The sequence below is a fragment of the Cupriavidus sp. MP-37 genome (assembly GCF_020618415.1).
In the GTDB taxonomy this organism is placed as follows: Bacteria; Pseudomonadota; Gammaproteobacteria; order Burkholderiales; family Burkholderiaceae; genus Cupriavidus.
Genome location: NZ_CP085345.1, coordinates 659,480 through 671,812, shown reverse-complemented (window position 1 = coordinate 671,812; position 12,333 = coordinate 659,480). Strand labels below are relative to the sequence as shown.

Below are 12,333 nucleotides of genomic sequence, written 5' to 3'. Positions count from 1 at the left end.
GTCGCGGGATGGCTATCTGCTTGCAACGGCCCTCGATTCGTCGGGCTGCCAGCCGCCGCCCAGCGCCTTGAAGGCCGCGACCGCAGCGCGGGCGGATTCGGTTTGCGCCTGGGCGCGCGCGTCCGATGCGCGCAACAGGTTTTCATCGGCTTGCAGGACTTCAATCAGGCTGACGACGCCTTTCTGATACGCAGCAAACGAAGCATTGCGTGCGCGGCCGAGCGAGTCCACACCCTGCGTGAGCATGGCCGTCTGCTCCTCGCGCTTGACCAGGGCAGAGAAGGCGTTTTCCACATCTTCGGTGGCGCGCAGCACGGCGAGCCGGTACGCGGCAAGCATCTCGGCCTCTTGACCCTTGGCCTGGTCGATTTGCGCGTTGATACGGCCGAAGTCGAACAGGCGCCAGCGCAGACCCAGCACGCCCGCAAACTGACTGGCGCCGCCGCTGAGCAGACTGCCGGCTCCCAGGGATGTGGCGCTGCCGATCAGCCCGCTGAGCGAAAACTTCGGGTAGTACTCGGCAATGGCGACGCCGATGCGCGCGTTGGCACCCGCAAGGCGGCGCTCGGCGACGATCAGGTCGGGGCGGCGCCTCAGCAATTCGCCCGGCGCTCCACCGATGGCAATTTGCGGCGCGGCCGGGATGTCTGCGGCTTGTTCAAGTTCCGCCCGGTGGGTCCCTGGCAGCGCGCCCAGCATCACGTCCAGCGCGTTCATCGCCGCATCGAGGCCGGCCTCGAGCGGGGGGATGGACGCGCGCACCTGGGCGAGCGCGCCCTCGGCCTGCCGGACTTGAAGCTCGGCCGCCAGTCCCTTGCCGTACAGCAGGTTGATGGTGGAGAGCAATTCCCGTTGCGTCTGCACCTGATGGCGGGCCACCTTCAGGCGTGCCTGCAGCCCGCGGATGGTGATGTAGATATCGGCAGCCTGTGCTGCCACGGCCAGCCGCGTGGCGACCGCCCCGGCCTCGGAAGCCTGGTAGTCGGCCAGTGCTGCCTCGCGGCCGCGGCGCAGGCCGCCGAATACATCCAGCTCCCAGCCCACGTTGACGTTGGCCTCGAACGCGTTGCCGTAGCGGTCAAAGCCTGGGCTTGAATTCAAGACGCGGCCCAACGGCGTCTCGACGGACTGGTATGCGCGGGCGGCCTGGCCCGTGACATTGCCGGAGGGCAGCAATGCGGCATTGGCCATGCCCAGCCCGGCACGCGCTTGCGTGACCCGGGCGAAGGCTTGTGCAAGATCCAGGTTCTGTTCGAGCGCCCGTTGCACGAACCGCGCGAGTTGCGGATCACCAAAGCCGGCCCACCATGCGGACAAGTCGGCTGCAGCGTCGGCGGGGCGCCGCTCCACGGCCGCCCGGCCGTGGAATTGTTCCGGAACCGGCACATCGGGCTTGACATAGTCCGGTCCGACGGCGCATCCGGTTGCCAGGCAGGCAACGGCGAGCGCCGCGAAGGAGTGTTTTGGCAACATGGAGGCTCTTCCATCGAAAGTTTTAGTGACTATAGTACAAAATGGTCACAAGTTGTTCGCCTATCGCGACTCGCGTAAGCTGGAGCCCATGAAGACCACGCCTAATCCCGTTCCCGCCCGCGGCCCCGCGGACCACGACGTGCGCGACCAGATCGTTGCCGCCGCCACCGAGCACTTCAGCCGCTACGGCTACGAGAAGACCGCCGTGACCGACCTGGCCCGGGCCATCGGTTTCTCCAAGGCCTATATCTACAAGTTCTTCGAGTCCAAGCAGGCCATTGGCGAGATGATCTGCACCAACTGCCTGCGCGGGATCGAGGCCGACGTCAGCGCTGCCCTGGCCGAGGCCCAGTCGCCGCCGGAAAAGCTGCGGCGCATGTTCAAGGCCGCGATGGAGGCACACCTCAGGCTGTTCTCCCAGGACCGCAAGCTGTACGAGATTGCGACCTCGGCAGCGACTGAACGCTGGCCAGCGGTGCTTGCCTACGAACAACGCATCCAGCAGCTGCTGCGCGAGGTGCTGCAGGAAGGCCGGGAGGCCGGGGACTTCGAGCGCAAGACGCCGCTGGACGAAGCCACGATGGCGATCTACCTCGTCATGCGGCCGTACCTCAATCCGCTGCTTCTGCAGCACAACCTTGACTACACGGAAAGCGCTCCGGCGCTGCTATCAAGTCTGGTGCTGCGCAGTCTGTCCCCGTGAAGCGTCAATTTCTTTAATGTGACCATTGACTAAATTGGTCACAAGAACCAGAATGAAAGCCCAGATCATCCTGTCGATGGGGCTGTCATGCTTTCGCGCCGCTTTGTTTTCCCTGCCGTTATTTGTGCGCTACCGCTCGCATTGAGCGCCTGCGGCGCAAAGGCCCCCGCCGATCCGCGCACCGAGGCGCCGTTGGTGCGCGCCGCGCTGGTCCAGCCGGCCCCTTCCGCCTCGCGTTCGTTCACCGGCGTGGTCGCGGCCCGGGTGCAGAGCGACCTCGGCTTCCGCGTGTCCGGCAAGGTGCTGGAACGGCTTGTGGATTCGGGGCAAAGCGTCAGGCGCGGACAGCCGCTGATGCGCATCGACCCTGCCGATCTGAAGCTGGCTGCGCATGCCCAGCAAGAAGCGGTAAGCGCGGCACGGGCGCGCGCGCAACAGACGGCGGAAGACGAAGCGCGCTACCGCGATCTGCGCGGCACGGGCGCGATTTCCGCCTCGGCCTATGACCAGGCCAAGGCTGCGGCGGACGCGGCCAGGGCCCAGTTGAGCGCGGCGCAAGCGCAGGCTGACGTCGCGCGTAACGCCAGCCGCTACGCGGAGCTCGTTGCAGATGGCGATGGCGTAGTGATGGAAACGCTGGCAGAGCCCGGCCAGGTCGTCAACGCCGGGCAGGCGGTTGTGCGCCTGGCTCACGCTGGCCGCCGCGAAGCAGTGGTCCAGTTGCCGGAAACGTTGCGGCCCGCAATCGGGTCGGCCGCACAGGCGACGCTTTTCGGTGGGGACGGCGCGGGCGTGCCCGCCAGGCTGCGGCAATTGTCAGATGCCGCCGATCGGCTGACCCGCACGTATGAAGCGCGCTATGTGCTGGAGGGGGCGCTGGCCAATGCGCCGCTCGGCGCCACCGTGACGATCCAGATTCCCGAGCGGTTGGCCACGGCACAAGGCGATCTGCAGGTGCCCCTGGGCGCCGTGTTCGATGCCGGCAAGGGCCCCGGCGTGTGGGTCATCCACGGAGATCCGGCCAGGGTGTCGTGGCGGTCGGTCACCATCGTGCACCTCGGCGACGAAGGCGCCCGGGTTGCGGGCCAGGTCAGGCAAGGCGACCGCATCGTCGCGCTTGGCGCACAGCTGCTGCGGGAAGGACAGCAAGTCCGCGTGGCGCGTGAGGGCGCCGATGCTGCCATCGCGGGGGTGCGCCTGTGAGCCCGGGTCGCTTCAATCTGTCGGCGCTCGCGGTGCGCGAGCGCGCCATCACGCTGTTCCTGATCTGCCTGATCTCGCTGGCCGGGCTCGTTGCCTTCTTCAAGCTCGGTCGTGCGGAAGATCCGGCGTTCACCGTCAAGGTGATGACCATCGTCACCGCGTGGCCCGGCGCGACCGCGCAGGAAATGCAGGACCAGGTGGCCGAGAAGATCGAGAAGCGCCTGCAGGAACTGCGCTGGTACGACCGCACGGAAACGTTCACCCGGCCGGGACTGGCCTTTACCACCTTGTCCCTGCTCGACAGCACGCCGCCGTCCGAAGTCCAGCAGGAGTTCTACCAGGCGCGCAAGAAAGTCAGCGACGAGGTGGTCAACCTTCCGCCCGGCGTGATCGGGCCGATGGTCAACGATGAATACGCCGACGTGACCTTTGCCCTGTTTGCGCTCAAGGCGCAGGGCGAGCCGCAACGCGTGCTGGTACGTGACGCGGAGACCCTGCGCCAGCGCTTGCTGCATGTGCCGGGTGTGAAGAAGGTCAACATCATCGGCGAGCAGTCGGAGCGCATCTACGTCGAGTTTTCACATGACCGGCTGGCGACGTTGGGAGTGAGTCCGCAAGACGTGTTTGCTGCGCTCAACAGCCAGAATGCCCTGACGGCCGCGGGCTCGGTAGAGACCAAAGGGCCGCAGGTCTTCATCCGTGTGGACGGCGCGTTCGACCAGCTGCAGAAGATTCGCGATACCCCGGTGGTATCGCAGGGCCGCACGTTGAAGCTGTCGGACATTGCCACGGTCAGGCGCGGCTATGAAGATCCGGCCACCTTCATGGTGCGCAACGGCGGGCAGCCTGCCTTGCTGCTGGGCATTGTGATGCGCGAAGGCTGGAACGGGCTGGACCTTGGCAAGGCGCTGGACCAGGAGGTTGGTGCCATCAACGCTGAAATGCCGCTCGGCATGAGCCTGACCAAGGTGACCGACCAGGCGGTCAACATCAGCGCTGCGGTCGATGAGTTCATGCTCAAGTTCTTCGCTGCGCTGCTGGTGGTGATGCTGGTCAGCTTCGTCAGCATGGGCTGGCGCGCGGGCCTGGTGGTGGCCGCGGCGGTGCCATTGACGCTGGCGGTGGTGTTCGTGGCGATGGCCGCGACCGGCAAGAACTTCGACCGCATCACCCTCGGTTCTTTGATTCTGGCGTTGGGCCTGCTGGTGGACGACGCCATCATCGCCATCGAAATGATGGTGGTGAAGATGGAAGAGGGCTACAGCCGCGTAGCCGCTTCGGCCTATGCGTGGAGCCACACCGCGGCGCCGATGCTGTCGGGCACGCTGGTGACCGCCGTCGGCTTCATGCCCAACGGCTTTGCCCGATCCACCGCAGGGGAATACACCAGCAATATGTTCTGGATCGTCGGCATTGCGTTGATCGCGTCCTGGGTGGTTGCGGTGGTGTTCACCCCCTACCTGGGCGTCAAGCTCCTGCCCGACTTCAGGAAGGCCGAAGGCGGTCACGATGCGATCTACGATACCCCGCGCTACAACCGCTTCCGTGCGCTGCTCGGGCGAGTGATCGGGCGCAAATGGCTGGTCGCGGCTTCGGTGGTCGGGCTTTTCGTCGTGGCCATCCTGGGCATGGCGGTGGTCAAGAAACAGTTCTTTCCGATCTCGGATCGACCCGAGGTGCTGGTCGAAGTGCAGATGCCCTACGGCACCTCGATCAACCAGACCAGCGCCGCCACGGCGAAGCTCGAAGCGTGGCTGGCCAGGCAGAAGGAAGCCGGGATCGTGACGGCTTACATCGGCCAGGGTGCGCCGCGCTTCTATCTGGCGATGGGGCCGGAACTGCCCGATCCGTCGTTCGCCAAGATCGTGATCCGCACCGATAGCCAGCAAGCGCGTGACGCGTTGAAGCAGCGCCTGCGCCAGGCCATTGCCGACGGTCTTGCCCCCGAGGCGCGCGTACGGGTCACGCAGCTCGTGTTCGGTCCGTATTCGCCGTTCCCGGTGGCCTACCGCGTGACCGGTCCGGATGCGCAGACGTTGCGCCGCATCGCGGCCGATGTCCAGCAAGTCATGGACAAGAGCCCGATGATGCGTACCGTCAACACCGATTGGGGGATGCGCGTACCGACGCTGCACTTCACCTTGCAGCAGGACCGCCTGCAGGCGGTGGGGCTGAGCTCCAGCGCCGTCGCGCAACAACTGCAGTTCCTGCTCAACGGCGTTCCGGTGACGGCCGTGCGCGAGGACATCCGCACCGTGCAGGTGACCGCGCGCTCGGCCGGCGACCTCCGGCTGGATCCGGCCAGGATTGGCGACTTCACGCTGGCCGGTGCCAACGGGCAACGCATTCCGCTGTCGCAGGTCGGCAAGATCGAGGTGCGCATGGAAGAGCCGATCATCCGCCGGCGCGACCGCATGCCGACCATCACGGTGCGCGGTGATATTGCCGATGGCCTGCAACCGCCCGACGTGTCGGCGGCAATCAGCAAGCAGCTCCAGCCCATCATCGAGAAACTGCCCGGCGGATACCGCATCGAGCAAGCCGGCGCCATCGAAGAATCGGACAAGGCGACGAAAGCCATGCTGCCGCTGTTTCCGATCATGCTGGCGGTGACGCTGCTGATCCTGATCTTCCAGGTGCGGTCCATCCCGGCAATGGTCATGGTGTTCCTGACCAGCCCGCTGGGCCTGATCGGGGTGGTGCCGACGCTGATTCTGTTCGGCCAGCCGTTTGGCATCAATGCGCTGGTCGGCCTGATCGCGCTGTCGGGCATCCTGATGCGCAACACGCTGATCCTGATCGGCCAGATCCAGCACAACAAGGACCAAGGGCTGGACCCGTTCACGGCTGTTGTAGAGTCCACTGTCCAGCGTGCGCGGCCGGTGGTCCTTACCGCGCTGGCGGCGATCCTGGCCTTCATTCCGCTGACCCATTCGGTGTTCTGGGGCGCGCTCGCTTACACGCTGATCGGCGGAACCCTTGCCGGGACCATCCTGACCCTGGTGTTCCTGCCGGCGATGTACGCCATCTGGTTCAGGATCCGGCCCGGCCATGCGGTCGATGCCCAGCGGGACCGGCATGGGCAAGCGCAGCCGGCCGCAGAACTGGTACCCGAATAAGGATCTTTTTTCGCATCCCGGCCAGCCTTCAAGGCGGCCAGCAACACGGCTGCCCGCTTCAGCTGCCGCAAGCGTGGATCAGGAATTCCCGCAGCGCATCGGCCGGCTTGCCCAGCTTGCGGCCGGGCTGCCACAGCATGCCGACCTCCATGTCCGGCACCGCATTGGCAATCGGCCGGGCTTCGATCTGCTTGCCTTCCAGCGACCAGGGGCGATACACCATGTCGGACAGCACGGTTACGCCGAAGCCATGCGCCACCAGCCCGCGCAGCGCTTCCATCGAGCCGGTGCGGAAGGCGATATTGGGGGCCAGCCGGTGGCTGCGCCAGTAGCGCAGCGTCGATTCCTCGGCCTCGTCCACGGTGATGAGCAGGTACGGATACGCCGCAATGTCGCGCAGCGACGGCCGCTCCACTGCCAGCAGCGGGTGGCTGGCCGAGGTCCACAACTGCCGCCGCGACCGCATCAGCGTATGGCGCTGGAAGCGCTGGGGCTTCTCCAGGTTGGATAGCAGCGCGATGCCCAGTTCGACCTCGCCCGCCAGCACGGCGCGCTCGATATCCGGGCGGTCCATGTCGAGCAGGTCCAGCTCGATATCCGGATAGTTGGTGCGGAAGCGCGCCAGCAATCCCGGCAGGAAGTAACCCAGCACGGTGTAGGAAGCCGCCAGCCGCACGCTGCCCTGCAGCCCATGCACCTGGAAACGTGGCTCGCGCAGCGCATCTTCGACCGAATCCAGGATCTGGCGCGCATGCTGGAAGAACAGGTGGCCTTCGGCCGTCAGCGTCACGCCATGCGGGCGGCGCTCGAACAGGCGCACGCCCAGGCGCTGCTCCAGCGCCAGCACGGCATTGGTCACGGCGGACTGCGACACATGCTCGGCGGTCGCCGCCATCGAGAACTGCCCGGTTTCCGCCGCCGCGACGAAATAGCGGAATTGCCGCAGCGTGACTTCCTTGGCCAGTCTTTCGGAGCCTTCGCGGGCCTTGAACATGGTGGTCTCCTAGGTATCCGTTTTGCAGATATCAGGTGTGGGAATTCATGATTTTACGATGACCGCGGCCATTCCTACACTGCTCCGGACAGCAAAAAAAGAAGCAACCAGAACAAAGCACCGGAGACCCACATCGTGAATGCCCCGCTGAACCCCGCCTTGCTCGAAGCCCTGGCCAGCGCCAGCCTCGACGACAAGTACACCCTGGAGAAGGGCCGCGTCTACCTGAGCGGCGTGCAGGCGCTGGTGCGCCTGCCGATGCTGCAGAAGGCGCGCGACCGCGCCGCCGGGCTCAATACCGCCGGCTTTATCTCGGGCTATCGCGGCTCGCCGCTGGGCGGCGTGGACCAGGCGCTGTGGAAGGCCAAGCAGCACCTTGCCGCCAGCGACGTGGTGTTCCAGCCGGGCGTCAACGAAGACCTCGCCGCCACCGCGGTATGGGGCAGCCAGCAGGTCAACCTGTTCCCCAACGCGAAGCGCGACGGCGTGTTCTCGATGTGGTATGGCAAGGGGCCCGGCGTCGACCGCTCCATCGACGTGCTCAAGCACGCCAACTCCGCCGGCTCGTCGCGCCATGGCGGCGTGCTGCTGCTGGCCGGCGACGACCATGCCGCCAAGTCTTCCACCGTGGCGCACCAGTCCGAGCACGTGCTGCAGGCGGCCGGCATTCCGGTGCTGTATCCCGCCAACGTGCAGGAGTACCTCGACTACGGCCTGCATGGCTGGGCCATGAGCCGCTATTCCGGCCTGTGGGTGGCGATGAAGTGCGTCACCGACGTGGTCGAGTCGACCGCCTCGGTCGAGATCGACCCGGACCGCGTGCAAATCGCGCTGCCGCAGGACTTTGCCATGCCGGCGGGCGGCCTCAATATCCGCTGGCCCGATTCCCCGCTCGAGCAGGAAGCGCGGCTGCTCGACCACAAGTGGTATGCGGCGCTGGCCTACGTGCGCGCCAACCGCCTGAACCGCGTGGTGCTCGATTCGCCCAACGCGCGCTTCGGCATCATGACCGCCGGCAAGGCGTATCTGGACGTGCGCCAGGCGCTGGCGGACCTGGGCCTGGATGACGACACCTGCGCCCGGATCGGCATCCGCGTCTACAAGGTGGGCTGCGTGTGGCCGCTGGAGGCGCACGGCGCGCGCGAGTTCGCCACCGGCCTGGAAGAGATCCTGGTGGTCGAAGAAAAGCGCCAGATCCTCGAGTACGCGCTGAAGGAAGAGCTGTACAACTGGCGCGAGGATGTGCGGCCCAAGGTCTTCGGCAAGTTCGACCAGCGTGGCAACGACGGCGGCGAGTGGTCGGTGCCGCGCGGCGACTGGCTGCTGCCGGCGCACTACGAGCTGTCGCCGGCGCTGATCGCCAAGGCCATCGCCCGGCGCCTGGAACGCTTCGACCTGCCCGAGGCGGTGCGCGCGCGCATTGCCGCGCGCGTGGCGCTGATCGAGGCCAAGGAGCGCGAAGCGGCGCAGCCGCGCATCGCGGTGGAGCGCAAGCCGTGGTTCTGCTCGGGCTGTCCGCACAACACCTCGACGCGCGTGCCGGAAGGCTCGCGCGCGCTGGCCGGCATCGGCTGCCACTACATGACCTTGTGGATGGACCGCAATACCGAGACCTTCAGCCAGATGGGCGGCGAGGGCGTGGCGTGGACCGGGCAGATGCATTTCACCGACGACAAGCACGTGTTTGCCAACCTGGGCGACGGCACCTACTTCCACTCGGGGCTGCTGGCGATCCGCGCCTCGATCGCGGCCAGGGCCAACATCACCTACAAGATCCTGTTCAACGACGCGGTGGCGATGACCGGCGGGCAGCCCATCGACGGCGTGCTGACGGTGCCGCAGATCGCGCACCAGGTGCTGGCCGAGGGCGCGAAGAAGCTGGTGGTCGTCACCGACGAGCCCGCAAAGTATGGCGACGGCGCTGTGCTGCCGTCCGGCGTGGCGGTGTTCCATCGCGACCAGCTCGATGCCGTGCAGCTGGAGCTGCGCGACACCGAAGGCGTCACCATCCTGATCTACGACCAGACCTGCGCCACCGAGAAGCGCCGCCGCCGCAAGCGCGGCACCTATCCGGATCCGGCCAAACGCGCCTTTATCAACGACGCGGTGTGCGAGGGCTGCGGCGATTGCTCGGCCAAGTCCAACTGCCTGTCGGTGGAGCCGCTGGAGACCGAACTCGGCACCAAGCGCCGCATCAACCAGTCGTCATGCAACAAGGACTTCTCCTGCGTCAACGGCTTCTGCCCGAGCTTTGTCACCGCCGAAGGCGCGCAGGTGCGCAAGCCCGCAGGGGCCGCGGGCAAGGGTAGCGGCGCTGATTTCGCGGCGCTGCCGCTGCCGCGGCTGCCGGCCCTGGAGCGCCCGTACGGCGTGCTGGTCACCGGCGTCGGCGGCACCGGCGTGGTCACCATCGGCGGCTTGCTGGGCATGGCCTCGCACCTGGAGCGCAAGGGCGTGACCGTGCTCGACATGGCCGGCCTGGCGCAGAAAGGCGGGGCGGTGATCAGCCACGTGCAGATCGCGCCGGCGCCGGCCGACCTGCATGCGACCCGCATCGCCACCGGCGAGGCGCGCCTGGTGATCGGCGGCGACGCCATCGTCTCGGCGTCGGCGGAAGTGCTGTCGAAGGTCCGGCACGGACTGACCGCCGCAGTAGTCAACAGTGCCAACACGCCTACCGCGGAATTCATCAAGAACCCGAAATGGAAGTTCCCCGGCGCCAGCGCCGAGCAGGACCTGCGCGCCAGCGTGGGCGAGGCCTGCGCCTTCCTCGACGCCAGCGCCTGGGCGGTGACCCTGCTGGCCGACGCCATCTACTCCAACCCGCTGCTGCTGGGCTTTGCCTGGCAGAAGGGCTGGATCCCGCTGCAGCACGCCAGCCTGATGCGCGCCATCGAACTCAACGGCGTGTCGGTCGAGAAGAACCGCCTCGCCTTTGAATGGGGCCGCTACCTCGCCCACCACGGCGAGGCCGCGGTCAAGGCGCTGCTGCCGGATGCACCGGTCGCCGCCAGCGCGCAGGTGGTGTCGATGCCGCAGACGCTCGACACCCTGATCCGCAAGCGCGAGGCGTTGTTGACCGACTACCAGAACGCCGCCTATGCCGCGCGCTATCGCGACGCCGTCGCGCGCATCCGCGCCGCGGAGCAGCAGCTGGGCATCGACCGCAAGCTGCCGCTGACCGAGGCCGTGGCGCGCAACCTGGCCAAGCTGATGGCCTACAAGGACGAGTACGAGGTGGCCCGCCTCTACACCGATCCGGCTTTCCTCGACAAGCTGCGCACGCAGTTCGAAGGCGAGCCCGGCCGCGACTACCAGCTCAATTTCTGGCTGGCACCGCCGCTGCTGGCCAAGGCCGATGACAAAGGCCGCCTGCTCAAGCGCCGCTTCGGCCCGCGCACCATGACGGCATTCCGCCTGCTGGCGCGCCTGAAGGGCCTGCGCGGCACCGCGCTCGACGTGTTCGGCAAGACCGCGGAACGCCGCGCCGAGCGCGCGCTGGTCAGCGATTACCTGGCCATGGTCGAAGAGTTCGCCGCCTCGCTGAGCGCCGACAACCTCGACACCGCGCTGGCGCTGGCGGCGCTGCCGGACGATATCCGTGGCTATGGGCATGTGAAGGAGGCCAGCATGGCAGCGGCGGCGGTGCGGCGTGAGGCGCTGCTGGCGCAGTATCGGGGTGCGGCGCGGCGGGATGCGGCCTGAGGCGGCGCGCGGTGGTCCTCACGGCGACGTGAGATCAAGGATCGTTGCGGGACCGCTGGCATAGGGTGCCGCAACGGTACGGTTGCGGCCACGGCCGCGCCGAATGCAGAATGGCGGCAAAACTACCGCCCCCAAGCCATGGAAACCCCCGACCGCCTGCTGCGAAGCTTTTTGCGTATCGCCTCGCTGAAATCGTTGTCCAAGGCTGCGGATGACCTGAACCAGACCCAATCCGGCGTCAGCAAGCAATTGGCTGCGCTCGAAGCCCACCTTGGCAAGGCGTTGTTTACGCGAACGGGGCGTGGCGTTGCCTTGACGGAAGCCGGGCAGAGGCTGCAGGCAGCGATCGAAGGACCCTATCGCGCCATCGACCACGCAGTGGATACGATCCGGGACGCGTATGGCAGTACGGAAGGGACGGTCAGGCTGGCCCTGGTCCACACGGTCAGCTACTACTTTATCGGCGATGTGGTGGCGAGTTTCGTCAGTGCGCATCCCGGCGTCAACCTCTCGATGATGGGGCGCAGCTCGCAGGAGGTCGTGGCGCTGGTGGAAAGCGGCAAGGCGGATCTGGGCGTGGCCTACGATACAGCGGTAGACACTGCGTCGCTGGCGGTTTATCCGCTCTTCGACGATACGATGTGCCTGGTAGAAAAGGGCAATATGGCCCCGCTCCCGGACGATCGCGGCGTCGACCTGCGCGACCGCGACCTTCGCCTGGTTGCCTTTCCCCATGGATATGCCCTGAGACGGATGCTGGATAGCGCCGGGCTGAAGGCATCCTATGTCGCCGAGGCGGAGACCGTTGATGCCATGCTGAAGCTTGTTTCCAGCGGGGTCGGATCCTGCATCCTGCCAAGCCGCCTGCCGGACAAGCTGCTCGCCGAATATGGCCTGAGCAAGGCCAGGATCCACGCGCCGCTGTTGAAACGCCGCATGGTGGCAATGACGCATCCCGAGCGCGAGCCCTTTCCGCTGGCCGCGGCCCTGCTCGCATGTGCGCTGCAGGTTGCGCGGGCACTGGACACGTGAAGCCGTGACATAGCTGCTATGAAGCCGGCTCCGTAGCTCACCTGAAACCCCAATTCCATACTGGATCCCGATCCTTTCGACCTCTCGTCGCAGGGAAAACCCGG

At 66.6% G+C, this 12,333-nt stretch carries 7 protein-coding genes; 5 read left to right on the top strand and 2 right to left on the bottom strand.

The window, feature by feature from the left end; translation table 11 throughout:
- Nucleotides 1-12: 12 nt before the first annotated feature.
- A complete protein-coding gene (locus tag LIN44_RS19515) occupies nt 13-1,473 on the bottom strand; it encodes an efflux transporter outer membrane subunit (RefSeq protein WP_227315906.1) in 1,461 nt (486 codons plus the stop codon).
- A gap of 88 nt (nt 1,474-1,561) precedes the next feature.
- On the opposite strand from LIN44_RS19515, the gene LIN44_RS19510 reads away from it, so the two are divergent.
- The 3 genes from LIN44_RS19510 (at nt 1,562) to LIN44_RS19500 (ending at nt 6,498) form a co-directional block, all read left to right on the top strand.
- Nucleotides 1,562-2,176 carry a TetR/AcrR family transcriptional regulator gene (locus LIN44_RS19510; protein ID WP_227315905.1) on the top strand — a complete coding sequence of 205 codons (615 nt, stop codon included), beginning with the start codon at nt 1,562-1,564 and terminating at the stop codon, nt 2,174-2,176.
- A gap of 87 nt (nt 2,177-2,263) precedes the next feature.
- Nucleotides 2,264-3,379, top strand: coding sequence for an efflux RND transporter periplasmic adaptor subunit (locus LIN44_RS19505; protein ID WP_227315904.1), 1,116 nt, complete (start codon nt 2,264-2,266; stop codon nt 3,377-3,379).
- The gene (locus tag LIN44_RS19500; RefSeq protein ID WP_227315903.1) at nt 3,376-6,498 is read left to right on the top strand and encodes an efflux RND transporter permease subunit; all 3,123 of its coding nucleotides are present in this window, start codon (nt 3,376-3,378) and stop codon (nt 6,496-6,498) included. The genes LIN44_RS19505 and LIN44_RS19500 overlap by 4 nt, the downstream gene beginning before the upstream one ends.
- 58 nt (nt 6,499-6,556) lie before the next feature.
- Here the strand turns inward: LIN44_RS19500 and LIN44_RS19495 are convergent, their stop codons facing one another.
- The gene (locus tag LIN44_RS19495) at nt 6,557-7,492 is read right to left on the bottom strand and encodes a LysR substrate-binding domain-containing protein (RefSeq protein WP_227315902.1); all 936 of its coding nucleotides are present in this window, start codon (nt 7,490-7,492) and stop codon (nt 6,557-6,559) included.
- 135 nt (nt 7,493-7,627) lie between these two features.
- On the opposite strand from LIN44_RS19495, the gene LIN44_RS19490 reads away from it, so the two are divergent.
- A complete protein-coding gene (locus LIN44_RS19490; RefSeq protein WP_227315901.1) occupies nt 7,628-11,197 on the top strand; it encodes an indolepyruvate ferredoxin oxidoreductase family protein in 3,570 nt (1,189 codons plus the stop codon).
- A 138-nt stretch (nt 11,198-11,335) separates the two neighbouring features.
- On the top strand, nt 11,336-12,229 hold the full coding sequence (locus LIN44_RS19485) for a LysR family transcriptional regulator (RefSeq protein ID WP_227315900.1): 894 nt from the start codon (nt 11,336-11,338) through the stop codon (nt 12,227-12,229).
- The last annotated feature ends 104 nt before the right edge of the window (nt 12,230-12,333 follow it).